Origin of the sequence: Hymenobacter sp. HSC-4F20, assembly GCF_019599275.1 — a bacterium.
In the GTDB taxonomy this organism is placed as follows: Bacteria; Bacteroidota; Bacteroidia; order Cytophagales; family Hymenobacteraceae; genus Hymenobacter.
Genome location: NZ_JAHZTD010000004.1, coordinates 249,448 through 273,264, shown reverse-complemented (window position 1 = coordinate 273,264; position 23,817 = coordinate 249,448). Strand labels below are relative to the sequence as shown.

Annotated in this window: 22 protein-coding genes; 9 read left to right on the top strand and 13 right to left on the bottom strand. The window is 55.5% G+C overall.

Going from position 1 to position 23,817, the window contains the following annotated elements; genetic code table 11:
- Positions 1 to 11 precede the first annotated feature (11 nt).
- The 8 genes from gldL to lipB all read right to left on the bottom strand — a co-directional run bounded on the left by gldL (position 12) and on the right by lipB (position 7,784).
- The gene (gene gldL, locus K3G63_RS19880) at positions 12 to 827 is read right to left on the bottom strand and encodes a gliding motility protein GldL (RefSeq protein WP_259404583.1); all 816 of its coding nucleotides are present in this window, start codon (positions 825 to 827) and stop codon (positions 12 to 14) included.
- A 91-nt stretch (positions 828 to 918) separates the two neighbouring features.
- The gene (locus K3G63_RS19875) at positions 919 to 1,938 is read right to left on the bottom strand and encodes an SUMF1/EgtB/PvdO family nonheme iron enzyme (RefSeq protein WP_220615883.1); all 1,020 of its coding nucleotides are present in this window, start codon (positions 1,936 to 1,938) and stop codon (positions 919 to 921) included.
- Between the two features lie 238 nt (positions 1,939 to 2,176).
- A complete protein-coding gene (locus K3G63_RS19870; RefSeq protein WP_259404582.1) occupies positions 2,177 to 3,184 on the bottom strand; it encodes a PorP/SprF family type IX secretion system membrane protein in 1,008 nt (335 codons plus the stop codon).
- A gap of 130 nt (positions 3,185 to 3,314) precedes the next feature.
- Complete coding sequence (locus K3G63_RS19865) at positions 3,315 to 4,133, bottom strand: uroporphyrinogen-III synthase (protein ID WP_220615882.1); 819 nt, start codon at positions 4,131 to 4,133, stop codon at positions 3,315 to 3,317.
- A 77-nt stretch (positions 4,134 to 4,210) separates the two neighbouring features.
- Complete coding sequence (locus K3G63_RS23110; protein ID WP_220615881.1) at positions 4,211 to 5,395, bottom strand: DUF4271 domain-containing protein; 1,185 nt, start codon at positions 5,393 to 5,395, stop codon at positions 4,211 to 4,213.
- Between the two features lie 13 nt (positions 5,396 to 5,408).
- The gene (locus K3G63_RS19855) at positions 5,409 to 6,479 is read right to left on the bottom strand and encodes an MraY family glycosyltransferase (RefSeq protein ID WP_259404581.1); all 1,071 of its coding nucleotides are present in this window, start codon (positions 6,477 to 6,479) and stop codon (positions 5,409 to 5,411) included.
- Positions 6,480 to 6,545: 66 nt separating this feature from the next.
- Positions 6,546 to 6,965, bottom strand: a complete 420-nt coding sequence (locus K3G63_RS19850) for a hypothetical protein (RefSeq protein WP_220615880.1) — start codon at positions 6,963 to 6,965, stop codon at positions 6,546 to 6,548.
- Between the two features lie 3 nt (positions 6,966 to 6,968).
- A complete protein-coding gene (lipB, locus tag K3G63_RS19845; protein WP_220615879.1) occupies positions 6,969 to 7,784 on the bottom strand; it encodes a lipoyl(octanoyl) transferase LipB in 816 nt (271 codons plus the stop codon).
- Positions 7,785 to 8,008: 224 nt separating this feature from the next.
- On the opposite strand from lipB, the gene K3G63_RS19840 reads away from it, so the two are divergent.
- Positions 8,009 to 8,368: a YraN family protein gene (locus tag K3G63_RS19840; protein ID WP_220615878.1), complete on the top strand. Its 360-nt coding sequence runs from the start codon at positions 8,009 to 8,011 to the stop codon at positions 8,366 to 8,368.
- A 41-nt stretch (positions 8,369 to 8,409) separates the two neighbouring features.
- Here K3G63_RS19840 and K3G63_RS19835 read toward each other — a convergent pair whose 3' ends face one another.
- The 4 genes from K3G63_RS19835 to K3G63_RS19820 all read right to left on the bottom strand — a co-directional run bounded on the left by K3G63_RS19835 (position 8,410) and on the right by K3G63_RS19820 (position 12,730).
- Complete coding sequence (locus tag K3G63_RS19835; RefSeq protein WP_220615877.1) at positions 8,410 to 9,366, bottom strand: toxin-antitoxin system YwqK family antitoxin; 957 nt, start codon at positions 9,364 to 9,366, stop codon at positions 8,410 to 8,412.
- Between the two features lie 211 nt (positions 9,367 to 9,577).
- Positions 9,578 to 11,407 carry a molecular chaperone HtpG gene (gene htpG / locus K3G63_RS19830; RefSeq protein ID WP_220615876.1) on the bottom strand — a complete coding sequence of 610 codons (1,830 nt, stop codon included), beginning with the start codon at positions 11,405 to 11,407 and terminating at the stop codon, positions 9,578 to 9,580.
- 158 nt (positions 11,408 to 11,565) lie between these two features.
- A complete protein-coding gene (locus K3G63_RS19825; RefSeq protein WP_220615875.1) occupies positions 11,566 to 12,018 on the bottom strand; it encodes a hypothetical protein in 453 nt (150 codons plus the stop codon).
- A 253-nt stretch (positions 12,019 to 12,271) separates the two neighbouring features.
- Positions 12,272 to 12,730, bottom strand: coding sequence for an STAS/SEC14 domain-containing protein (locus K3G63_RS19820; RefSeq protein WP_220615874.1), 459 nt, complete (start codon positions 12,728 to 12,730; stop codon positions 12,272 to 12,274).
- A 538-nt stretch (positions 12,731 to 13,268) separates the two neighbouring features.
- Here K3G63_RS19820 and K3G63_RS19815 point away from each other — a divergent pair.
- The 8 genes from K3G63_RS19815 to K3G63_RS19780 all read left to right on the top strand — a co-directional run bounded on the left by K3G63_RS19815 (position 13,269) and on the right by K3G63_RS19780 (position 23,038).
- Complete coding sequence (locus K3G63_RS19815) at positions 13,269 to 13,613, top strand: hypothetical protein (RefSeq protein WP_220615873.1); 345 nt, start codon at positions 13,269 to 13,271, stop codon at positions 13,611 to 13,613.
- A 155-nt stretch (positions 13,614 to 13,768) separates the two neighbouring features.
- On the top strand, positions 13,769 to 16,195 hold the full coding sequence (locus K3G63_RS19810) for a TonB-dependent receptor (RefSeq protein WP_220615872.1): 2,427 nt from the start codon (positions 13,769 to 13,771) through the stop codon (positions 16,193 to 16,195).
- Between the two features lie 43 nt (positions 16,196 to 16,238).
- Positions 16,239 to 16,802 (top strand): hypothetical protein, encoded by a 564-nt coding sequence (locus tag K3G63_RS19805; RefSeq protein ID WP_220615871.1) that lies wholly within the window; start codon positions 16,239 to 16,241, stop codon positions 16,800 to 16,802.
- 297 nt (positions 16,803 to 17,099) lie between these two features.
- A complete protein-coding gene (locus K3G63_RS19800; RefSeq protein ID WP_220615870.1) occupies positions 17,100 to 19,550 on the top strand; it encodes a TonB-dependent receptor in 2,451 nt (816 codons plus the stop codon).
- A gap of 101 nt (positions 19,551 to 19,651) precedes the next feature.
- Positions 19,652 to 20,611: a cation diffusion facilitator family transporter gene (locus K3G63_RS19795; RefSeq protein WP_220615869.1), complete on the top strand. Its 960-nt coding sequence runs from the start codon at positions 19,652 to 19,654 to the stop codon at positions 20,609 to 20,611.
- A gap of 53 nt (positions 20,612 to 20,664) precedes the next feature.
- On the top strand, positions 20,665 to 21,912 hold the full coding sequence (locus K3G63_RS19790; protein ID WP_220615868.1) for an MFS transporter: 1,248 nt from the start codon (positions 20,665 to 20,667) through the stop codon (positions 21,910 to 21,912).
- 250 nt (positions 21,913 to 22,162) lie between these two features.
- On the top strand, positions 22,163 to 22,612 hold the full coding sequence (locus tag K3G63_RS19785; protein WP_220615867.1) for a DUF6526 family protein: 450 nt from the start codon (positions 22,163 to 22,165) through the stop codon (positions 22,610 to 22,612).
- 123 nt (positions 22,613 to 22,735) lie between these two features.
- Complete coding sequence (locus K3G63_RS19780; RefSeq protein WP_220615866.1) at positions 22,736 to 23,038, top strand: DUF4286 family protein; 303 nt, start codon at positions 22,736 to 22,738, stop codon at positions 23,036 to 23,038.
- Between the two features lie 179 nt (positions 23,039 to 23,217).
- Here the strand turns inward: K3G63_RS19780 and K3G63_RS19775 are convergent, their stop codons facing one another.
- Positions 23,218 to 23,709: a GNAT family N-acetyltransferase gene (locus tag K3G63_RS19775; RefSeq protein WP_220615865.1), complete on the bottom strand. Its 492-nt coding sequence runs from the start codon at positions 23,707 to 23,709 to the stop codon at positions 23,218 to 23,220.
- Positions 23,710 to 23,817 lie beyond the last annotated feature (108 nt).

Genomic DNA, 23,817 nt, shown 5'->3' with positions numbered 1-23,817 from the left:
AAACCGACAAATTAGTTGGTGGCGCGCATTGCGTTCAGCATGTTGCCATACACGCGGTTGAGCGAGCTGAGGTTCGAAGTCAGGCTAGTTACTTCCTGCTTGAACTGTTCGGTTTCTTTGCCAGCCTCAGTCAGGTTTTCCATGGCTTGGGTCAGGGTGCCATAGAATTTATTCATCGACTTCAGGTGCGTGTTAGCATCCTGCAGTTCCATCTCGTACACTGCGTTCAGAGCGCCTAGGTTCTTGGTGACGTTCTGTACCTGCACGTGATACTCACGGGCATCGTTAGTAGCATCGGCCATAGCCGTCATAGCCTGAGCCGTGTGCGAATAGGCTTCGTTGATGCGCTCCAGAGACTGAGCAGCCGACCGGACCTTCGAAGTATACTCTTCCGTAGCGTTAGTAGCATCACCCAGAGTAGAGAGCTGCTGCGTAGTCGTGCTCAGACGGTTCAGGCCCTGTCCCAGTGAGGCAATGGCTTCAGGAGTTACGTTAGCATCCTTCAGCATATCGTCCAGCTTGCGGGTCAGGCCCGTACCACCGTTATCAATTGCATTGGTGCGGAAGCTGTTCGAATTAGTCGAAGGGTCGTAGCCCTCGCTCAGTTCCGGATATACCAACGACCAGTCTACTTCCTTGGGGTTAGGCTGGAAGGCGCTCAGGAAGAAAATCAGAGCCTCAGTTCCCAGGCCCACCATGAGCATAATATCTGCGCCTTCTAAGTGAAGAATTTTAAACAGTGCCCCGATAATTACTACTGCAGCGCCGATGCCGTAGATTTTCGGCATCACCACATCGAAGAAAAAGTTGCCGCCTTTTGCTGCCATGTTGTAGAAAGTTGGAAAAAAGAAGGTAGTTGGAGTGTTTTAGAAAATTCGAAAAGCGAACAAATGAGGATGTACCGAAGGAAAGCAGCGGTTAGTTGAGACTACCGTTGGAACCCATACCAATCTGAATCATGGCCGTGCGGAAACCGATGTAGGAACGAGCCGAGTCTTGGTATTCAAAATTGCGGGTACCAGTTTCGAGGAAATACGCAATATCTTTCCAAGAACCACCACGCACCACTTTGCGGGGCTCGTTGTCGTCGGGGTTCGTCGGGTTCATATCCCACACTACCGGAACAGAAGCTTCCATGTAAGCATCATCGCACCACTCCGATACGTTGCCCGACATATCGTACAGGCCAAAATCGTTCGGAAAGAAGGCTCCAACTGGCGAGGTATACGCGTAGCCGTCGGAGGCATAGTCGCCACGGCCGGGCTTGAAGTTTGCGAGCATGCAGCCTTTCGAGTTCCGCAGGTACGGACCGCCCCAGGGATAGGTAGCCAAATCACGACCACCGCGGGCAGCGTATTCCCACTCGGCCTCGGAGGGCAAGCGGAAATTCGGAGTTGGTGCTAAACCAGCCTCGGCATTAGCCGCATTTTTGTTCTTGGTACGCCAGTTGCAGAAATACTTAGCAGCAAACCAGTCTACCCCTACCACCGGATAATCGTCGAAAGCCGGGTGGGTGTAGTAGTATTCCATCAGCGGGTCACCCATGTGATACGTAAAGTCGCGTACCCACACGGTAGTATCCGGGTAGAGCTCCGTCATCACATACTCCTCGCCGAGCACATCGATGGAGTCCTGACGGATAGCATTCATAAACTGACGGTATTCGTTATTGGTGATTTCCGTCTCATCCATGTAAAAGCCGGCAATAGTTACCTGCTTGTTCATGTTCACCATGGAAGCCGAAATATCCTGGTCCGTCTGACCCATGTGGAAAGTTCCGCCAGGGCAGGGCACCATGCCGAACGGTACTTCCTGAGGATTAAACTCCGGACGGTCTTCCGCTCCGACCAGGTCGCCTTGCGGTCCTTTGCTAAAACCACAGCCTCCCAGGATAAGCGTCGAAAGCGCGACGAGAGGCAATACGAGAAACTTGTTCATGTGAGAAAGAAAAAGACTGTCTAGGCGGCGATACCCAAAGATTACAATTTTCTGAGCTGGCAAATCTAGTGAAACATCTGCTCGTAAACAAGCCAATCGGCCAACAGTAACAGTTTGTCTACGAATCACTTTCACAACTAGCCTAACGAAGAAGGCAAACAATTTATTGGAAGGCACTTTCAATGAGATGGGCAAACAATAGGTGAATGCCTATTTTCATTTAAACAGACCTAAAAATTTAGAAGCTGTACCGTGGCGTGTGGATTGCAGGCTTGAGCCTTGGCCCTGGTTTAGGCAGTCGATAAGCCAACATCACCTCAAACGAGCTGGCGGCTTTGGCATCTTGGCCAAATGCAATTACGTCATAGGCTAATCCCAAGCGCAGCGCGTTGTCTTTCGCAAAACTAACCCCTCCCAAAGCGGTAAATGCATCGCCAGAACGGTACCCTATTCCTCCCCAATACCGGTCATCAAAAGTTGCCCTTGCGCCTACCTCGTACGAGTTGTTACGGAAGGAGAACTTATCACTTTCACCGAATTTGCCAGGCAGTACCATCTTCACAAGAGCAGTCGGAGTTAGAACAACGGATGAAGTAAGGTCGATATTGCAACCTGCTGTTAGATAGGCATGATTCTCATTCAAATATTGGGCCGAACGTCCGCTGGTAGCAACCTGGCTACTGAATTTATATTCTGAACGAAGCAAATTATTAACGCTTAGGCCTGCGTAGAACTTTGGGTTCTCGTACCAAACACCCGCTCCTACATCTGCTTTGCCATCAGAACCTTCCCTGGGCACGAAGATGTCCGTGTCATCATTAGAACGGTACTTACCCTGGTAGATATTATTAAATACACCCTGCACCCCTATACCCAGCGTACCCTCACCAAGGGCAAAGTGCCGCGAGTAGGATAGCTGCACGTTAGTTGTATTCAACTCAGCTATTTTGTCACGGTAGATACCAATGCCTATCCCGCCGGCTAGCACTGGTACCGGCAAAGAAGCCGTAAGCGAGGCCGTAGTGGGAGAGCCTCCATCGTCGAAGGTTGCATTGTAGCCGAAGTACTGCACGCGGCCAATAGCCGTAAGTTCACCGAAACCCTTAATACCAGCGTAAGCCGGGTTTAGGTTCATTCCGTTAAACCCATAATGGCTGAACTGCGGCTGCTGCTGCGCCATCACTTTGCCCGCTAACAAAGCTGCGCAGGCACAGAGTATTCTTCTCTTCATAACAATCAACGACAAGCCAGGAACAGATGAAAAACGGCAGGCAGGACGTCTTCAAATGTAACGAAAAAACTGCCTGTATCAATTCACGGCGTATACGCAAGAGGAGCAGTAGTAGCTGCTCCTCTCACTCTATTACTCAGATACTTTACTTATTATTTTTTTTCTCCTTCACTGGCTCAGCGCCGTGGTGCAGGCGAATGTAGGCTTCGATAGCGCCCGTCATGGATGGCGCATTGGGCTGAGGCGCTTCAATATCTAGCTCCAGGCCTGCTTCTACTACTGCCTTGGCAGTGGTAGGTCCGAAAGCAGCAATGCGCGTACCGTTCTGCTCGAAATCAGGGAAGTTGATGAACAGCGAGCTAATACCAGAGGGACTGAAGAAAGCAATACAGTCGTACTTCACGTCCGACAGGTCCGACAGGTCGCTGGCAACCGTGCGATAAATAACAGCTTCCGTGAACTTGAAGTTGTTGGCTCGCATGAACTCCGGAATATCGTCCTTACGAATATCAGAGCAAGGGTAAAGGAACTTCTCACCCTTGTGCTTCTTAATTACGTCAAACAAATCCGCCGCCGTGCGCTGGCCTACGAACAGCTTACGCTTGCGTAGCACAATGTACTTCTGCAGGTAGTTAGCCGTTTGCTCCGAAATGCAGAAATACTTCATTTCGGCAGGCATCTCAATCTTTGCTTCCTGGCAGATGCGAAAGAAATGGTCAACGGCGTTACGGCTCGTAAAAATAATAGCCGTGTGTTCCAGAATATTAACCTTCTCTTTGCGGAAGTCCTTATAGGAAACCGGCTGCACCTCAATAAACTCCCGGAAGTCTACTTTAATCCCATACTTTTCAGCAATGGAAAAGTAGGGCGAAACGTCGTTCGTGGGCTTTGGCTGGGTGACAAGAATGCTGGAGATGCGCTTGGCATGACGGCCCGTCCCCGGTTTGTCTTTGCTCTCGGCCATAGGGTAGGAAAAAGGGTAAATCTAAAGCGATAAGGGAGCGTTGCGGGCAGCGCCGGTGCAGGCCGGCAGAAGGTGCGTCAGTAGGTAAAAACGATCAGTTTTAACAGAATGATCAGGGGAATCACTTCTGTGGCGCAAAGGTACGAAAACAAATGCAGATTCAGTAGGGAAGTCTTATGATGCAGCGTTCGGGCTACCCGCAAGACGGTACCCACCAACAGCAAGGAAACCACCCCGTTGGATATCCAAAGCACAGTTTCAGGCAAGCGCTGATTCAGGCCCAGATAGAGTAACATGACGATGGGCAAAAACAGGCCCATGAAGAGAATAGTCCGAATAAATTCCCGGTACTGAATGGTCACTAGCTCGGTAACGTCGAAGATGTAGCCCATTAACTCCAGGAACAGGTATTTCCCAAGTACGAATCCAGCTACTAAGAGCGTGTATAGTAGCACTCGCACCACTATGGCAGACTCAGCCACATCAAAAAGTTGGCGCAGGATAACAATGCTTTGAATGTTGGTATGGATGGCAACCAGCAGCAAAGCAAACGACAAGGCAAACAGCAGCACCAGTACTAGGTTCAGCCAAGTAAGGGTAGGCTTGACGAGGAAATCTTGATCGGCGGAGGCTTTGCCCCATAGACCTTCTACTTGGTAAATTCGGGTGAAGCCGGGCTGGTAGGTGGCGCGTAAACCGCCGTAACATAAGCCAATCAACAGTAGAAACCCTACGAACACATTCTGGCCTTGGTGGCCGCGAGGGCGGGGTTGGGCCGCAAGCACACTTGGAGCAGCCTTACCGGCGGGGGTTGGACCCACAGTTACCGCATTGGCAAAGGAAGCTAGATCAGGTAAGGCATCTGGCTGCCACACGCATAGTAGATGGGGCCCGGCGGTACTGCCGGCCGGTAGCAGCGCCGCTAAGTCGACGGTATAAGTTGCAGGAGCCCGCGCCGTGAACACCAACCGGTTGTCAAGGAAAAGGCTTAGTTTCTCGCGAGCCGTAAAGCTAATGGGCAGGGCCTTACCGGGCCGGATGGAGAGCCATTGGTAGTAGGCATGGGTAGGCGTATGGTAGTCGGATAAATACAGCACCAAGCGGTTACGGGCCTCGTCATGAATTAGCCAATCCTGGGTAAGGCCAGCTCGGGGTGCGGGAGGCAGGGGCCGGTACTCAGCAGCGAGCAGTAAGTGCGGAAGCAGGCTCAGGCTAACTAGCCAGAGCAGCGCCAGAAACCGACAAAAGTGGCTGCTACGCACGAACTAGAAGGCACTAATTAGAGGCTACCCGCTGCCGCTCGGCCCGGCTGTGGTACACGCCTAAGAACACGCTCAGCACTAAGGAGAAAGCCACTAGTGCGCAAATCAGCAGCGTATTGCCGAGGTAAGCAAAGTTGATGACAAACAGTATGACCAGAATATTGAGCAGCCCCAGCAGAAGTACTGTGCTAATTTGCTGGAAGCCCATGGCCAGAATCCGGTGGTGCACGTGGTTTTTATCGGGGGAAAAAGGCGAGCGGCCGGCCATCATGCGTACGATGAACACACGCAGCGTATCAAACAGGGGCACGAATAAAACCCCAGCAGCCACTGAAGGAGCCGATGACGCAAATGGCTGGCCTACCTTCAGACCCATTTCAATAAACTGAATGGTGAGAATGGAGACAATAAAGCCGCACACCAAGGAGCCCGTATCTCCCATGAATATAGTGGCTTTATGGAAGTTATACCGCAAGAAGCCAAGCATCCCCCCTATCACGCAGACCGAGACAAACACGTAGTTGCCAAACTGGTCGCCACCGTACTGGTAGAAGTAATAGCCGAAGGTGCTAACGATAATTAGCACAATAGTTCCAGCCAAGCCGTCCAGGCCGTCAATCAGGTTGATGGCGTTAGTAATACCAACAATGGCGAAAAAGGTGAAGGCGTAGCTTATGCCCACTGGCAATTCCTGAATCCCGAGAATACCCTGAAAGCTCGTGATGCGCACATCAGCCATAATCATGACGATGCCCGTGGCCAGCAGTTGTCCAACAAACTTCTTGGAAACAGAAATGCTCACCAAGTCATCTTTCAACCCAACAAAGAACAGTACAATGCAGCCGGCCAGAAGTTGTTGGACACCGTTGTTGAGAGGGGCGAAGATGGTGAGAGCCGACATGAAGCCAGCAAATACGGCCACTCCGCCTAAACGGGGAGTCAGGGACTCATGCACAGTACGCACATTGGGCGTATCGAGCATATTTTTCAGGTGGGCAATGTAAATAATGGACGGAACGGCAAACAAGGCCACCAGAAACGCCCATAGGGAGGACAAGCCCAACTGAATTCCGAGTGCATTCATTGCGGTTCGGCTCTTACGGTAAAGATGTCCCAAGCTGGGACAAGGAGTTGAGGTGCAAAGATAAGGCTAACTATGCAGTACTCCCGGCCGGTCGAGCAGAGCAATGTGCGTTAGGTTGTCAGCAACGATAGAATCGGGGACGAAGATGAATTTCTTATCAAAAATCTTGTCGCCAAGGTAGTAGCTCACCCAGTATTGATTATTGAGATGAAACAGGGCGGGGTCAATGGGCTCGATAGGCACAGCCGAGCGGGGCTCTACCTCCAGTAGCACGTGCCGCAGGGTAGAGGTCCGGATGGCTTCCCCCTCAGCGGTAGTACCGTAGCCGTTGGAGCTTACAATGACGTTTTGCAGCGGGAAGTCATTGTGGTTGAGCAGATACACCTGCCACCCCAGTTGGCTGTCGGCGGCGCTGTCAGTGGTATCGTCAGGAACTACACTAATGGAAACTCCCTCTACGGGGTCAAAAACGATGTCCTTCTTCATGAGTTAGTCATTCTCGTGCAACTCAGCTGCCAGCAGGTAGGCCAGATGAGGTAGTAAACGCTCCTGTACGTCAGCCATCGGCACGGGCCGCCCCAGCTCCTGCGCCAGAGACGTCACGGCTTTGTCGCTGATGCCGCAGGGTACAATGTGCCCGAAGTACGAGAGGTCGGTGTTTACGTTAAGGGCAAATCCGTGCATGGTTACCCATCGGCTGCATTTTACGCCCATGGCGCAGATTTTCCGGGGAGTCGCGGCGCCTTCCTCAAAATCGAGCCACACTCCGGTTAGCCCCGCAATGCGGCCGGCACGTACTCCGTATTCTGCCAGCGTAAGGATAACGGCTTCTTCCAGCACCCGCAAATAGCGGTGAATATCTGTAAAGAAGTTCTCGAGGTCCAGAATAGGGTAGCCGACTAGTTGGCCGGGGCCGTGGTAGGTGATGTCGCCCCCCCGGTTAATACGGTGGAAAGTGGCAGCATGGGCCTGCAACCCCGCTTCGTTGAGCAATAAGTGCTCAGGCTTACCACTTTTGCCCAACGTATATACGTGCGGGTGCTCGCAGAGCAGCAAGAAATTGGGGGTGCTTTCAGCTGGCAAGCCAGCCTCAGCGGCTTGGCGGTTTCGGGCTTTAACGGCCAGTGTACCGGCCAGAAGCTCCTCTTGCAAATCCCAGGTAGGCTGGTATTCTACCATTCCCAGGCGCCGCACTGCAATCCGACGGTTTTGCCCGTTGCGAACTGCTTCGCTTTCGCTTGCTTCAGGAGAAGTAGAAGGATGGTTTACAGGCCCAGGATTAACGCAAGCAGAATATACCGTCATAGCGTACAAGCGAAAATGAGGGCGAAAGTAGCAGAAGGCAGCGGCACAGACCTGCATTCGCACAAATAGCAGCTTCTAATTTCAGCTGACGAGTGCTATTTCAGGGGGGTAATGCTACGCTTTACCAGCTCGTCCTTAAGTGAAGAAACAATCAAAGGTACTAGATTTCAGTCCACACCAGTCTATCTGATTAGAATACGAGTTCCGCCATCCTTGCTTACGCTATGCTATTTCCTGCTCACCAACTTGGCTCCGATGGCGAAGACGCAGCCCTACAGTACCTATTGGAGCGTGGCTATGCACTAGTACACCGCAACTACCGCTACCGGCGGGCCGAGGTTGATCTTATTGTGCGCAAAGGAGCCTACCTGCTCGTTTTTGTGGAAGTGAAGACGCGCTCATCAGCGCAGTACGGCTATCCGGAGGAGTTTGTCACGGAGCGAAAGCGGCAATTACTGCGTATAGCTTCCGAGCAGGTTCAAGAGGAGTTGCAGTGGCGTGGCGACATCCGCTTCGACATTATAGCTCTAACCCCAGCGGCAACCGGGCTGCGCGTGGAGCATTTCGAGGATGCTTTCTTTTAGCAGCGCGAGAAGCAGCGTGGGTTATCTGCGCAAGTAAACGGCTACTTCCGGGCGCCCGGCCGGGCAGTATCCGGCTTGTCACGGTTGTCGAACTTATCTTTCTCGAAAATAGCTACCCCGTTGCGGTTATACTCCTTGACTAAGGTAGGCTCGGCTACCTCCGGGTCGTAGCCTGACTCGCCGTACTCGTATTCGTAGCGCAGGCGGTTACGGGTGTTACGAAAGCCCCAGTACCGGTTCCAGGTGCCCACCCGCTTGCCATTCTCGAACTGACCAACCCATTCCAGTTGGCCAGTTTCGTTATAGCGGACGTAGTCGCCCTCCAGCTTGCCGTTTACGTAGGGAATAACCTCCTTTACCTGCTTCTGGCCGGCGTCGTAATACGTGATGTTGGCGTCGCGGGGGAACCCCATTTCGTAATGGGTTTTGCTGATCAGAATATTGTCGCGGGTAAACTTTTCCCACCGCAGATGCCGCGTTCCGAGGGCATAAAAGCCAGTTTCAACTACTTTGCCTCCCTGCATTCTTTTGTACGGTCCGTGCAGGACTTTCACCTGAGAGCCATCTAGTTCACCGGGCCCGGCTTTAAAGATGCGGTGTTTCTTGGGGTCAAAAGCGTAGCGCGCCGGGGCATACAGGTTCGGTTGCTGAAAGGTGCGCAGGTAGTAGAAGATTTCCACTACTTGATTCTTGCCCTTAGGCCCCGACTTCACATAGCCCTTTTTGATTCGCTCCCCCAGGAAGATGTTCTTTTTCTTGCGGGGTTTGCGCTGAGCTGCTTTTTCCTTTTCCTTGGCGGCACGCTCCTGCTCCTTGGTCATGGCCACGCGCTTGGCTTCCAGGGAGGGCGCGGCCGTAGTGTCACGGGCAGTGGCAAGGGTATCGGCTGTAGTTGTGGCTAGTCCTGGGTCCGGGCGGCTGCTGAAAGAAACCGTTTTCTTGGAGCAGGCCGCCGCCGCCAGCAATGCCAGTAGGGAGTACAAACGAAACAGACGCATAACAGGAGTAAGCAGAATTCGCAGCATCAAACGTAAATATAAAGGGAATTGGTGCCCACCCTGAGCGCAACGGGACAGAGGGGTAACGGGAGCCCAGCCTACCACAGCACACCTATCTTCTTAGCTTTCTAGCCAAGCCTATAAGCGAAAACCCTGGCAGCTTCAGCCACCAGGGTTTTATACCTCTTAAAACTTCACAGACTTTCTAAGACTATTCTGCAGCCAGCAAATCGGCGCTACGCTTCACAAAGGCCGTCAGGGCCTCACCTTTCAGCATACCTTGCGCTAGCAGAGCAAGGTCGAAGGCCTGACGGGCCAGCTTGGCGCCAGCTTCGCCCTGAGCCTGCAACACGCGCTGGGCTATCGGGTGGTTGGCATTCACGCTTACCGTGTAAGAATCTGGCAGAGAGCCGAACATCTGCATACCGCCGCCACCCGTGCGCTGCATATCCTTCATGCGGCGCATGAACTCGGGCAAGGTAATAATCACAGGGGCGTCCTGGGGTGAAAGAGCTTCTACCTGCACATGCATGTGCTCATTGCTGACAGCCTGCTTAAATACCTCCTGTAGCTTGGTCTTATCGTCGTCGCTGAGGACGCTTTCCGTCGTTTCATCCTTCTCGATGAGCTTGCTAACGGTATCAGCGTCTACGCGCTTGAACGTCGTTTTTTCCAGCTTTTGCTCTAGCTGCCCGATGAAGTGTGGGTCCAGTACGGCATCCAGTTTCAGCACATCATAGCCACGCTCCGTAGCTGTTTGCACGTAGGCGTGCTGAGACTCCGCATCGGTGGTGTAGAGCACCACGGTCTGGTCGTTTTTATCCTTCTGGTTGGCCTGCACAAACTCCTGGTACTCACTCAGGGTAAAGTACTTGCCAGCCGTATTCTGCACCAAAGCAAACTCCTTGGCTTTATCGTAGAACTTCTCGTCGGAGAGCATCCCGTACTTTACGAACAGGCCAATATCCGACCACTTCTCCTCGAAGCCCACCCGGTCTTTGCGGAACAGCTCCGCCAGCTTATCGGCTACCTTTTTGGTGATGTAAGTGTTGATTTTACGCACGTTCGAGTCAGCCTGCAGGAAGCTGCGCGACACGTTCAGGGGAATGTCCGGGGAGTCGATAACACCGTGCAGCAGCATCAGGAACTCGGGCACTACGTCTTTCACCTCATCGGTAATAAACACCTGGCGCGAGTAGAGCTGAATTTTATTGCGCTGGAACTGCAGCTCGTCCTTCACTTTGGGGAAGTACAGAATACCCGTCAGGTTAAAGGGGTAGTCGACGTTGAGGTGAATCCAGAACAGGGGGGCTTCCGAGAAAGGATACAGCTCCTGGTAAAACTTGGTGTAGTCCTCATCCGTCAGCTCAGAGGGTTGCTTGGTCCAGATGGGCGCCGTCTGATTGATTACCTCTCCTTCGAACTCAATTTCGACCGGCAGAAACTTGCAGTACTTATTCAGGATGCCCTTCAGCCGAGCGGCTTCCAGGAATTCGTCGGAATCCTCCGCGACGTGCAGCACTACGTCCGTGCCGCGGTCGGCCTTGTCGATAGTCTCGAGGCTAAATTCCGTGCTGCCGTCGCATATCCAGTGGGCAGCTTCGGTATCGTCTTTGTAGCTTTTAGAGAAGATTTCTACTTCTTTGGCTACCATAAAGGCCGAATAGAAGCCCAGACCGAATTGTCCAATGATCTGGTCTTTGGCTGCCGCGTCCTTCTCCTTGTACTTCTCCACAAATTCCGTGGCGCCGGAGAAGGCAATCTGGTTGATGTACTTCTTGATTTCCTCGGCCGTCATGCCCAAGCCGCGGTCCGAAATGGTGATGGTGCGGGCTTCCTTGTCCACGCTCACTTTCACCTTCAGCTCCCCCAGCTCGCCCTTAAACTCGCCTAATTGCCCCAGGCTTTTCAGCTTTTGAGTGGCATCCACAGCATTGCTTACCAACTCACGCAGGAAGATTTCGTGGTCAGAGTAGAGGAACTTCTTAATAATAGGGAAGATATTCTCGGTATGGATCGAGATGCTGCCTTTTTCTTGCATAACGGGAAGGAACGTTGAGTGAAAACAAAATCGTGACGCCTTGCCAGACCGTAAGCCGGCCCGAGGCACCAGTTTTCACGTTTCAAACCTTGTTCCAGCTTGGTTGCAGCTGTCAGCTTGACAGAGGCGCCCCCTGGCGTATTAGAGTAAAGTTTTCCCTAGGCAGCTTTGTATGAGGCGTGATGCACTGATCGTACTGACGTTTCCAGCGCTGAGGGGTGCCGTAGCCACTCCCGCGCCGTATGGGCGTCGTCGAACACCTGAATCTCGAAGGGCGGTTGGTGGAGTGTAATTTCCAGCAGCAACTGGTGCTGCATATAGGAAGTAAGCACCAACGCTACCTGACGCAGAGGCAGCAGGGGCAAGGCTAACAAATAGCTGGTCTCCAGCAAGTAGCAGTCCAGGGCTGAAAGCTCCGGCATGCCGTCCAGATTCAGCAGTAGTTGCTGAACACGCTGGTTCTGCACTTGTTGCAGCACCTCCAGCAGGCAGTCTTTGGCCTGATGTGGCGACGAGAGAGGCCGCCACTGTACCTGCAGCAGCCGGTGCTCAGGCTCGTACCAGGTAAAAAAACAGTCGGAGGGGATTACACCCCCAGGTGAGTTATGCATGTACTATTGCGAGTTTCTAGCAAGTAACTACTACTTAGAACCTCAATAATACAGGGGCTACAGGCAATATATAGTGAAAAGTCGCCCACCTTTACTAGGTAGCCGATCAATTGTACAATTTAGCGGACTAAGCTTTTATATAGGCTCAGAACCCGTTGCTGGTCTTGGTAATTTCTTGATATTGAGACAGTATAACACTCCTCTTTATCATATAAAAAATCCTAATTTATCTTTTATCAAACCAGGGACCTAGCTATTCATATCTTGGCAGACACCTCTTTACTTCCTTCCACTGTTGCTCTAAGTGTTCTGCCTGACAAGGAGAGGGAGTTAGCCAGTCAAGAGCGGCGAGGATGTCGGAAAAAAACTGCACCTCCGTCCGCAGATAACGCCGCCCGTCCGTTAGTACACTCTCAAGCACCAGTTGGTTGTGCAGGTTGACGGGTTGGATAAAGGCAATGTGCTCGATACCCAACGCGGCGAACTGTTCCAGCCAAGTTTCACTAAGCCAGGCTTGCTCGTCGGTCCCAACAGAAGGCATGTGCGAGATATCTGCCAGCCAGTTCTTTACCTGATGACTGTTCGAGTACGCTAGCAGGCTTTTAAAAGCCACTTGGAAGTCCTCCGACGAGACTGTCTCTTTCCACTCCCACCGTAACAAGCGAAGCGTGGGCTCAACATGGACCCAAAGGCATCCAAACTCAAAAAACATAACAAAAAGCAAGTTATTGGCTCCGTACTTTCGGCCAACAGCTACAAAAGTAGCCTTTGCTTTTCCATGTAAAATTATATTTCGTCAACCCCCGCTTTCTGCTCGACCAATAACTAAGTTCGACCGTTTGAACCCTAAAGGCAGGTGCCGCATCGGCCTCCTATGTACTTCATGACGTACAGGCGGCCAACGCAACTATACAGTGAAACGCGCACTATTTCAGCCCTGAATCTGAATTTTACGGCATAAGTGGTAGCTCTGCTATTCGTGTGTCACACAAATAGCGGCTCACTGCCATCAGCTGTAGCTTGTTTTGCACCAGGACGTATTCCGCGGGCTATTCGGTGTAGCAAACGAGTGGCGAAGGTCTTCATTACAATTTGCACATTGATATTACTTGACAAATGTACTTTTGTATTATTACGTCTATACCACTACATTTTTACCTTTCTGTGACGTCATAATTTTATTATTAGAACATTCTTAGCATATCTGACAATTACCCCTACATTTGCTAATACCTGATACGTTGTTGCAAATGCATACTTTTCGGTCCCGGCTGGCTCTTGTGCTGCTCCTGTGCTTTGTGCGGGTGCTGCTGCCTGACGCGTGGGTACTTGCGCTGCACCAACACGAGCATACTACCGAGGAGCCAACTCGGGCTACTACTTGGCCGAAGGGTAAAGCGCTGCTATCAGGCAAACACCAACACTGCGACGCCGACCAGTTCTTTAAGTCGGCCTTCGAGCCTGCACCGCCCGTACCGACTACCGTTTCGGCGGTGTTTGGCTTTGCGCCGGACCTGAATCAGGCGCTGGTAACAAGTGAGCACCTAGCACCGATAACAACGGCCGATTTACGAGGCCCGCCCAGCATCGGCTAAACCGTGTGCACCTCGCAGGAGCGGCATTTGCCTAGCAACGCATCGTTGCCGGCGTTGCTATTCTGTGCTGAGTAAGGCTAGAGCCCTGCTGTCTCCCTGACCTTACATGCTACTGCGAGTAGTTTAGTTTTCTTCGGCAGCTTCCCTTCGTTTTTATGCTTTTCCGCGCTCCGGGCCATTCCTGGAGTCGCCTGACTCGGTGGTTGCCGGGCGTAGCGCTGCTGTGCGCGCTACCCCTCGGACAACTAGCAGCCCAGTCGGTGGCTCCTGGGGGGTGCGCCCTGCTGCTAAGTGGCCGCGTGCAAGACCATGAGTCGCGCGGGGCCCTAGCCGGGGCTACGGTGGTGGTTCTGGAAACCCAGCAGGCCACGCAAACCGAACCCGACGGCCATTACCACCTCGACCTCTGCCCTGGTACATACCATGTGCAGGTATCCTTCGTGGGTTTTACCTCCGAAACGGTAGAAGTGCGCCTAGCAGGCGCGGTACTCCGCGACTTCCAGCTGCACCCCGATGCTATTGCGCTAAAAGGCGCACTAGTGGAAGGACAACATGTAAACGCCCCTACCCCCCAGGCTACCGCCAGCCTGAGCGGACAGGCGCTGCGGCAAACCCGCGGGCAGGCGCTGGGCGAGGCCTTGCAGAAAATATCCGGGGTAACCGCTATCCAGACTGGACCGAGCATCTTCAAGCCCATGATTCACGGGCTGCATTCCAACCGCGTGACCATTCTGAACAATGGCGTGCGGCAGGAAGGGCAGCAGTGGGGCCAGGAGCACGGTCCGGAAATCGACCCGTTTATTGCCTCCGAGCTTACGGTAGTGAAGGGGGCGGCCAGCGTGCGGTATGGGTCTGATGCTATTGGAGGGGTAGTGTTGGTGCAACCAAAAGCCCTCCACGACTCCGCGGGGACCGGGGCTGAGCTGAACCTAGTAGGGATGAGCAACAACGGACTGGGAGCTGCTTCGGGTACCGTAGAAGGCAACCTCCGACGCTTACCGGCCCTGAGCTGGAGGGTGCAGGGCACCGCAAAACGGGCCGGCACCATGCGGGCCCCGGGCTACTACCTGCGCAATTCTGGCTTTGAGGAAGCTGACTTCTCGGCGGCCGTGGGCTGGCGCAAGCCGGGCTACGGGCTGGAAGTTTTCTACAGTCAGTTCAACACTAAACTCGGGATTCTGCCGGCGGCCCACGCCGAAAGTCCTACGGATTTGTACGCGGCCATTGCCCGGCGCCGGCCGCTGGAAACTTCTGGTTTCAGCTACGCCATCAACCGCGCCTACCAGCACATCAGCCACGATCTGCTGAAAGCCACAGGGTTTGTGCGGACAGGCACGGCGGGCAAGCTGACAGCTACCCTAGGCCAACAAACCGACTACCGCGACGAGTACGACCTGTACAGTGCCCGCAATGCCGACCGCGCCGCTCGTAATCGGCCTGCTTTAAGCTACTCTAACCGGACTACTACCGGGGAGCTGCTCTGGGAACACCGGCCCTTAGGAGGCTTTACTGGCAGCATAGGGGTAGCCGGCACCTATCAGTTTAACCGCTACGCCGATGGCACCCGCGGCTTCATTCCCTTTTATAACAACACCATTGCCGGGGCCTTTGCCATCGAGCGGTGGACGCGCAACCGCTGGCAGTTGGAGGCCGGGCTCCGGGCCGACTACCGCATCCTGGAAACCCGCCGTGGCACCCGCGATACGCTGGGCGTGTACTACGTGGAACGGCGCGAATTTACTTATGTGACACCCGCCGCTTCGCTGGGGGCTATTTTCGATGCTACCCCCCACCTCAGCCTCAGCCTGACCACTAGCCTGACCCAGCGCGCCCCGGCGGCCAATGAGCGGTTCAGCGACGGCGTGCATAATGCGCAGTACGAGCTAGGCTACGACCTGGTACCCGGCAACGGCGCACTGGGGCCGGAAACGGCATACCACACGGGCTTAACTGCTAGCTGGCATGATAATCCGCGCCTGAATGGGGAGCTGACTTTGTACCAAACCACCATTGACGGCTACATCTACCAGCGCCCGATTCTGCCGCCGGTTATCAACATTCGGGGCACGCTGGTTAGCTGGCAGTATCTGCGCACCAACGCGGTGCTGCGGGGCCTGGACCTGGCCGCTACTTACCGGTTGGCTTCCCAGTGGGAGGTAGGCGGCAAAGCCTCCGTGGTACGCGGACGCGACACGCAGGAGGATGAGTGGCTTTTCTTTATGCCTGCCGACCGGGCCGAGCTATCGGTACGATACGCGGTGCCCGAGCAGCCAACGACGCGTCTGACCAGCCGGTACGTGCAGCTAGGGTCCTATGCCGTAGCCCGCCAGACCCGGGTGCCCGCCGACTACGCCGCCAAAGATTATGCGCTGCCTCCCGCTGGCTACGTGCTGCTGGGGTTGGAGGCCGGAGCCACTGTGCACTGGGGCCGCCTCCCGCTGAACGTCAGCCTGGCAGGCTCTAACCTTCTCAACCAACGCTACCGCGACTACCTCAACCGCTACCGCTACTTCGCCGACGAAATGGGCCGCAACGTGACGCTGCGCGTGCAAGTGCCTTTCGAGCTTAGTCCGCGGCGCTAACCTCTTTTTCATTTCACTTCATCCATCTCTTTTTCCTCTCCTCATGAACAAGTCTGTTTTCCGTCCTTTTCTGCTAGCACTGCTGGCTTCTACTACCCTGCTCTCGGCCTGTAAGGATGATAACGAAGACCCCACGCCCGACGAAGACAACGAGCAAATCACGACCGTAACCTATACGCTCACGCCAACTGGCGGCGGTACCCCCGTACTGGTGCAGTACCGCGACCTGGACGGTGACGGTGGCACTGCCCCTACCATTGGCACGCTCACGCTGGCTGCCAACACCACCTATACCGGTACGCTCGCTCTGCAGGACGAAACGAAGACTCCCGCCGAAAACACCACGGCGGAAATTCAGGAAAAAGCCGATGAGCACTTGTTCTTCTTCGAAACTTCGGGCACGAACCTCACCATCACCCCCACCGATAAGGACAAGAACAACCTAGCGGTTGGCCTTACGACGCAGGCCGTGACGGGGGCGGCCAACGCCACGGGCACTACCGGCACGCTCAAAATCACGCTGCGCCACCAGCCTGGCTCCAAGAACGGCACCTTCGCGCCCGGCAGCACCGATGTAGAAGTAAACTTCCCGACTGTGGTGCGCTAAGCGGAAGTGAGATGGTGAAACGGCGAGTTTAACGCTCGGGCAGCTCCAAGACTCCGGGCACGCAACCTGTTGCAGGTGCCAGCGCGAGCAGCCACTCACCTTCTCACTAATTCATCACGTCGTCAATTTTCGGAAGGGCTGGCTGCAACTGGCCTTTCCACCGCCTTTTCTCCCGTTTTGGTTGTGGAGAAACTCCAGGAAGACGCCGGCCTTTGGCCGGCGTTTTCTTTATATAAGAGCCCATGCAGCCTTTTCGCCTCACGCTCCGTTCATTGGCTTCGTGTAATTTGCACTTCTATGTCTCAGCTCTCCTTAACTGCCGGCTTGCTACTGCTGACCGGGAGTGTACTGGCCCAAACCCCTACCCCCGCCCCAAGCCCCAACCCTCCCCGTCCGGTCCGGGTAGCTACTCCGGTAACAGGCCGCATTACCGATGCCAGTAGCGGTGAGGCTTTACCTGGTGCTACCATCGTATTTCCGGATCTGAGGCAGGCCACGGCCACGGGCCCCGATGGCAGCTTTCAATTTGTGAATCTGCCGCGCGGGCGCTTCCTGATGCAGGTGCGCTTTGTGGGTTATACCACCGTAGTGCGCACGGTAGATACCAGCGCTGGTCAGGCGCTGGATGTGGCCCTTACGCCCGCCGAAACAGAAATCGGGCAGGTGGTGGTAACGGGCGTTTCGGCCAGCACCGAAATGCGCCGCTCGCCGGTGCCTACCAGCGTGGTAGATCAAACGCGCCTGCGCCAAACGGCCGCTACCAACGCCGTAGATGCCATTGCCCACACTCCCGGCCTCAATCAGATTACCACCGGAGCTGCCATCAGCAAGCCCGTTATTCGGGGCCTAAGCTCCAACCGCGTTATCACCCTTAACAATGGCGCCAAGCAGGAAGGCCAGCAGTGGGGCGATGAGCACGGCATCGAGATTGACGAGTTTAGCATTGATAGGGCCGAAATCATTAAAGGCCCCGGCTCCTTGCTCTACGGCTCCGACGGATTGGCGGGCGTTATCAACTTCCTCCCCCCCGACCCCGTCGACGATGGCCGCATCCTGGGCTCCGTCACGGCTAACTATCAGACCAACAATTACCAGCAGGGCTACTCTCTCTGGAATGCCGGCAACCTGGGCGGCTTCAACTGGCAGGTGCGCGGCTCGGGCAAGGTAGCCGCCGACTACCGCAACCGCTACGACGGGCGCGTGTATAACTCCGGCTTCCGGGAGCTGAACGGCAGTGGTTACGTGGGCCTCAACAAAAGCTGGGGCTATTCTCACCTCACCTTCAATAGCTTCAACCAACTACTGGGGCTGATTGAGGGCGAGCGGGACTCACTGTCAGGCCGATTCTTACGCACGAATAGCCTGGGCGAAACGCAGGTAGTAACGGGCCACGGCTTCTCGGGCTACGACCTCGACGTGCCGCGCCAGCAAATAAACCACCTGCGCATCGGCACGGATAACAACTTCATTCTGGGCCAGCACCGCCTAACCCTGAACGTAGGGTGGCAGCAGAACCTGCGCCGCGAGTTCGGCAACCCCGCGGATTACTACGAGAAGTCGTTGTACTTCCAGCTCCGCACTGTAGACTACGCCCTGCGCTGGTTTTTGCCCGAAATGCGCGGCTGGAACACGACAGTGGGCGTGAGCGGCATGCAGCAGCAAAACCAGAATAAAGGCGTCGAATTCCTGATTCCGGCCTACGATTTATGGGATGGCGGCCTGTTTGGCATCACCAAGAAAAGCTTCGGCAAGCTGGACCTTAGCGGGGGCCTGCGCTACGACCTACGGCGCATTCATGCCGATGCCCTCTACCTCAACGACGACGAGCAACCCGTACCGGCCGGCCTTGGCGAAGAGAAATTTTCGGGCTTCACGAGCAGCTTCCGCAACGTAAGCGGCAGTGTGGGCGGGGCTTACAATGTAAGCGAAAAGTGGCTGGTGAAAGCCAACGTCGCCCGCGGCTTCCGGGCGCCGAATATTGCCGAGCTGGGCTCCAATGGCATTCACGAGGGTACTACCCGCTATGAAATCGGGGAGCCTGACCTGAAAGCTGAAACCAGCTTCCAGCTGGATGGGGGCCTGAACTTCACCTCCGACCACGTAAGCATCTCCGCCGACGTATTCCGGAACCGCATCAGCAACTACATCTTTCCCCGCCGCCTAGCCGCCGCCGATGGCTCCGACTCCCTTTCGGCGGAAGGGGACCGGGTGTTTCGCTACGGGCAAGGCGACGCCCGGCTAGCCGGGGGCGAGGCCAGCATCGACATTCACCCGCACCCACTGGACTGGCTGCACTTCGAAAACTCGTTTTCGATGGTGCGGGCCATGGAGTTCAATCAGCCGGCGGGGCAGAAAAACCTGCCCTTTATTCCGGCCGACCGGCTACAGTCGGAGTTGCGGGTAAACTTCCGAAAGCTGGGCGGCTCGCGCCTGCACAACCTCTACGCCCGCGCTACTATGGAGCATAACTTCGCCCAGAACCGCATTTTCTCGGCTTTCGATACCGAGACACCTACCCCAAGCTACACGCTGTTCAATGCCGGGCTGGGCACCGACGTGGTGTCGGCCAAGGACCGCACGCTGTTTTCGCTTTATCTCGCCGCCAACAACCTGTTTGATGTAGCGTACCAAAACCACCTGAGCCGCCTGAAGTATACTGCCGCGAACTATGCTACCGGCCGTACGGGGGTGTTCAACATGGGCCGCACGGTAAGCGTGAAGCTGGTTGTGCCGTTGAGCTTTAACTAACTTACAAGGGTAGCGAGGGTAGGGCCGGCAGCCGGTAGTTGAACTGTCTTGCGTGCTCCCCCGGTTCTCTGTTCTGACCTCCGGGCAAACCATCCTTTCCCATGGCGCACAACCACCAGCACGGCCACGACCACTCGCATCATCACCACGGTCCGCCAGCGGATGGTAATTTTGGCCCGGCTTTCGCCTGGGGTATTGCGCTGAACTTATTGTTTGTGGCCGGCGAAGCAGCCGGCGGACTCTGGGCCAACTCTTCGGCGCTGCTTTCCGACGCGGGCCATAACCTCTCCGATGTGCTAAGTCTGGCCCTGGCCTGGGGGGCATCTTTGCTAGCCAAGCGCCGGGCCTCGGAGCGCTACACCTACGGCTACAAAGGGGCTACCATTCAGGCGGCACTGCTGAACGCGGCGTTGCTGTACCTGGCACTGGGCTTCATCCTCTGGGATACCATCAATCATCTGCGCCACCCGGAGCCGGTAAATGGCACTGTGGTTATGGGCCTGGCCGGGCTAGGAATTTTGGTTAATGGCTTTACTGCGTGGCTGTTCCGCCACGGGCAGAAGGGCGACGTGAACGTGCGCGGCGCTTATCTACACATGCTTACCGATATGCTCGTGTCGGTGGGGGTAGTGGTGGGGGGCGCGCTGGTGTACTTCACCGGCTGGCACTGGCTTGATCCGGCCATCAGCTTCGTGATACTGGCAGTGGTAGGCGTGGGCTCCTGGGGGCTGCTGCGCGAAACCGTGCAGCTAAGCCTGCAAGCCGCTCCCGCCGATATTGATGTGGCAGCGGTGCGCCGCTGGCTGCTGGCCCGCCCCGGCGTCAGCAGCGTCCACGACTTGCACATCTGGCCCCTTAGCACCCAGGATACGGCCCTTACGGCTCACCTTGTGCGACCCGGCGGCCAGAACGCCAACGTGTTTCTGCGCGAGCTACAGCACGATTTACTGCACGAGTTCAACATCAGCCACTGCACCGTACAGCTCGAAGACGACCTCCCCCTGATGGGTGCCCACGGCTGCTGCGACCAACAGGTGGCCCCTGCGGCATCGGGCCGGTAGCGCGGGTTGGCAGCGAAAAAACTCGTAATCTGCGGCCTGTCAATTTCCACCGCATGAAACCCGCTACCTCCCCTACCCCACCCAAAGCTGCTGGCCTGCTCAGCGCCATTGTAGTAGTAGCTGCCCTGGGCTACTTCGTTGATATCTACGACCTGATCCTGTTCAGCATTGTGCGGGTACAGAGTCTGAAAGACTTAGGAATTACAGCCCCCGAGGCCGTTACCAACCAAGGCCTGTACCTTATTAATATGCAGATGGGCGGCATGCTGCTCGGCGGTATTTTGTGGGGTATTCTGGGCGACAAACGGGGCCGGCTGTCGGTGCTGTTCGGCTCCATCCTGATTTACTCGCTGGCCAATATTGCCAACGGTTTCGTGCAAAGCATTGAGCAACATGCCTGGCTGCGGCTAATTGCCGGTATTGGCCTGGCCGGAGAATTGGGGGCCGGCATCACGCTGGTTTCAGAAACGCTACCCAAGGAAAAGCGCGGCTACGGCACCATGATTGTGGCTACCGTGGGCGTATCGGGGGCTATGCTGGCGTATTGGGTAGGCGAGGCGCTGGGCTGGCGCAACGCTTATTTCGTGGGGGGCGGCCTGGGTCTGGCCTTGCTGGCGTTGCGGGTAGGCGTCTATGAATCGGGGATGTTTGAGCAAACCAAGAAAAGCGAGGTAGAGCGGGGCAACTTTCTGGCCCTGTTCACGAACGGAGCCCGGCTGGCGCGCTACGTCAAGTGTCTGCTGATTGGGGTGCCGCTCTGGTTTGTGGTAGGCATCCTAATTACGCTGGCCCCGGAGTTTGGCGCGGGCCTCGGCGTTACGGGCCCCGTCACGGCCGGCCTGGCCGTGTTCTGGTGCTACTTCGGCCTCGTGTTCGGCGACTTCGCCAGCGGCACGCTCAGCCAACTGCTGCGGAGCCGCAACCGGGCGCTGCAGCTGTTCCTGGTATTTTGTGGTGTGCTGGTGGCAGTGTACTTGTTTGGCCTGCGCGGGGCATCTCCTACCGTGTTCTACGCCGCGTGCTTTGTGCTGGGTATTTCGGTAGGGTTTTGGGCTTTGTTCGTGACGGTGGCCGCCGAGCAGTTCGGCACCAACCTGCGGGCTACGGTGGCTACCACTGCTCCCAACTTTGCCCGGGGTTCCGTGGTGCTGCTGGTTCCGCTGTTTCAGGCGCTGCGCGGGCCGATGGGCCTCAGTGGCAGCGCCGCAGTATTAGGGTTTGTTTCCCTGCTGATTGCGTTCTGGGCCGTAACTACGCTGCCCGAAAGCTTCGGTAAGGACCTGGATTATGTAGAAAACTAACTGCCAGCCGGCTACCTTCTACGAAACACATGCCCGGGTTTAGCACAGATGCGTAGAAGGGAAACAGGTTCGCACACGACCCAGTGGGCCCGTACCGCGACCTTCGCATAGGCTCATCTCGTCTTTTAGCTTAAACTCCGACTTGTAGTCGGAGTTTTTGTTGGGGGCTGCTACCAGTTGCCCCAGCTGCGCCGTACTCAAACACTGCCTTTATTTTTTACTTACTTCTACCTTCTCACCTACCTGCTGTATGTCTGCACACCCGACTCAGAACAAACCCATGTATTATCCGCTGCACCACTTTGTGTTGCTGCCAGCCGCTTTAATCCTTTTTCTGTACAGTATCCGTCGCTACGTAGCTGTGGCTGGTGATGACTCGGAAATTTCGCGGCTGTGGTTTACGGTAATGCTACTGGCCGGAGTTGGGCTTGGCGCGCTGGTGATGCTCCGGCAGCATTATGCCCTTACCCTCCAGGACCGCCTTATTCGGCTGGAAATGCGCCAGCGCTACTTTGAAATTACCGGCCAGAGCCTGCGCCCCCTGGAGGAGCAACTGCAGCTGAAGCAACTGCTGGCCCTGCGCTTTGCCGGCGATGCTGAACTGCCCGGTCTGGTACAGGCCGCTATCCGCGAAAAGCTTTCCTCGAAAGACATTCAGGCCCGCATTCAGGAGTTTCATTTCGACCATATGCGGGTGTGAGGTGGCCGGGAGGCTTCCGCACAAACCTCAGGGTCTTGGATTTTTTGCCCGACTTTTGTGTTACTTCTTTCTGTTGCACCGGAGCGGCTACTTCAGCGGCCCTTACTTTAAGCATTCCTTACCATGATTCTGTACAACGTCACAACCAGCCTCGACCCGGAAATTGCCGACCAGTGGGTGGAGTATATGCGCGACACCCACATGCCTGATGTTATGGCCACCGGCTTCTTTCTCAAAAGCCAGTTGTGCCGGTTGCTCAACGAGGAAGATAACGGCATTACCTACGCTGCCCAATACTACTGCGTGAGCCTCGAACAGTTGGAAGAATATCAGGAGGTAGCAGCACCTGCCCTGCGCAACGAAATCGAAAAGCACTTCGGCGGCCGCTACGCCTCCTTCCGCACCATGCTAGAGGTAGTAGACTAACTGGTGAGAAGGCTGGATGACGCCATTCTTTCCCTCTTCACATTGACAAGCTCACCTGCAGGCAAGCCCTTACTTCCTAGGCGGAAGTAAGGGCTTGTCACGTTTCAAGGGGTAGCAGCTCCGCCCGGACAATGCTGCTCCGTTCGCCCGAACACGTCACTTATTTCATCCTTCTCTTCTTACTGAACCACCTCGCAGGGGTAGGCCAGCAGTTGCTCGGCGGTGAGGTTGCCGTTGTGCCACTCGGGGTCGAGGTTGGCACCGATTTTCTTGTAGAAGCCGATGGCCGGCTCGTTCCACTCCAGTACCTGCCACTTCATGCGGTTGGCGCCCGTGTGGCGCGCCTCGGCTACTACCGCATCAAAAAGCCGCTTGCCAATGCCGGTACCGCGCAGGTCTTCCGTCACGACCAGGTCTTCGAGGTAAAGCATACGGCCCTTCCAGGTAGAGTAGGCCGTGTAGTAAAGCGCAATGCCGATGATGCGGCCCTCGGGCTGCTCGGCCACGAAAAACTTAAAAATCGGCTCCGGGCCGAAGCCGTCGCGCTGCATGTCAGCCAGCGTATTCGTGACTTCGTGCGGGGCACGCTCATACTCAGCCAGTTCCTGAATCAGGGCCAGCACCTGGGGCAAATCGGCCTCCTGGCCGCGGCGGATTGTGAGGTTGGACATGTAGGTAGAGGTAGGAAGAGGAAGACGGCGCCGGATACACGGCAGAATCTGGCGCTTACGAAGTCTGGAATACAAATGCCAACGCCCTCCCGCAGGCAGCGGAAGGGC

Excerpts from the sequence above, each read along its gene's own strand:
- gldL (WP_259404583.1), bottom strand. The coding sequence starts at position 827 with ATGGCAGCAAAAGGCGGCAACTTTTTCTTCGATGTGGTGATGCCGAAA.
- K3G63_RS19875 (WP_220615883.1), bottom strand. The coding sequence starts at position 1,938 with ATGAACAAGTTTCTCGTATTGCCTCTCGTCGCGCTTTCGACGCTTATC.
- K3G63_RS19865 (WP_220615882.1), bottom strand. The coding sequence starts at position 4,133 with ATGGCCGAGAGCAAAGACAAACCGGGGACGGGCCGTCATGCCAAGCGC.
- K3G63_RS19855 (WP_259404581.1), bottom strand. The coding sequence starts at position 6,479 with ATGAATGCACTCGGAATTCAGTTGGGCTTGTCCTCCCTATGGGCGTTT.
- K3G63_RS19850 (WP_220615880.1), bottom strand. The coding sequence starts at position 6,965 with ATGAAGAAGGACATCGTTTTTGACCCCGTAGAGGGAGTTTCCATTAGT.
- lipB (WP_220615879.1), bottom strand. The coding sequence starts at position 7,784 with ATGACGGTATATTCTGCTTGCGTTAATCCTGGGCCTGTAAACCATCCT.
- K3G63_RS19840 (WP_220615878.1), top strand. The coding sequence starts at position 8,009 with ATGCTATTTCCTGCTCACCAACTTGGCTCCGATGGCGAAGACGCAGCC.
- K3G63_RS19835 (WP_220615877.1), bottom strand. The coding sequence starts at position 9,366 with ATGCGTCTGTTTCGTTTGTACTCCCTACTGGCATTGCTGGCGGCGGCG.
- htpG (WP_220615876.1), bottom strand. The coding sequence starts at position 11,407 with ATGCAAGAAAAAGGCAGCATCTCGATCCATACCGAGAATATCTTCCCT.
- K3G63_RS19825 (WP_220615875.1), bottom strand. The coding sequence starts at position 12,018 with ATGCATAACTCACCTGGGGGTGTAATCCCCTCCGACTGTTTTTTTACC.
- K3G63_RS19820 (WP_220615874.1), bottom strand. The coding sequence starts at position 12,730 with ATGTTTTTTGAGTTTGGATGCCTTTGGGTCCATGTTGAGCCCACGCTT.
- K3G63_RS19815 (WP_220615873.1), top strand. The coding sequence starts at position 13,269 with ATGCATACTTTTCGGTCCCGGCTGGCTCTTGTGCTGCTCCTGTGCTTT.
- K3G63_RS19810 (WP_220615872.1), top strand. The coding sequence starts at position 13,769 with ATGCTTTTCCGCGCTCCGGGCCATTCCTGGAGTCGCCTGACTCGGTGG.
- K3G63_RS19805 (WP_220615871.1), top strand. The coding sequence starts at position 16,239 with ATGAACAAGTCTGTTTTCCGTCCTTTTCTGCTAGCACTGCTGGCTTCT.
- K3G63_RS19800 (WP_220615870.1), top strand. The coding sequence starts at position 17,100 with ATGTCTCAGCTCTCCTTAACTGCCGGCTTGCTACTGCTGACCGGGAGT.
- K3G63_RS19795 (WP_220615869.1), top strand. The coding sequence starts at position 19,652 with ATGGCGCACAACCACCAGCACGGCCACGACCACTCGCATCATCACCAC.
- K3G63_RS19790 (WP_220615868.1), top strand. The coding sequence starts at position 20,665 with ATGAAACCCGCTACCTCCCCTACCCCACCCAAAGCTGCTGGCCTGCTC.
- K3G63_RS19785 (WP_220615867.1), top strand. The coding sequence starts at position 22,163 with ATGTCTGCACACCCGACTCAGAACAAACCCATGTATTATCCGCTGCAC.
- K3G63_RS19780 (WP_220615866.1), top strand. The coding sequence starts at position 22,736 with ATGATTCTGTACAACGTCACAACCAGCCTCGACCCGGAAATTGCCGAC.
- K3G63_RS19775 (WP_220615865.1), bottom strand. The coding sequence starts at position 23,709 with ATGTCCAACCTCACAATCCGCCGCGGCCAGGAGGCCGATTTGCCCCAG.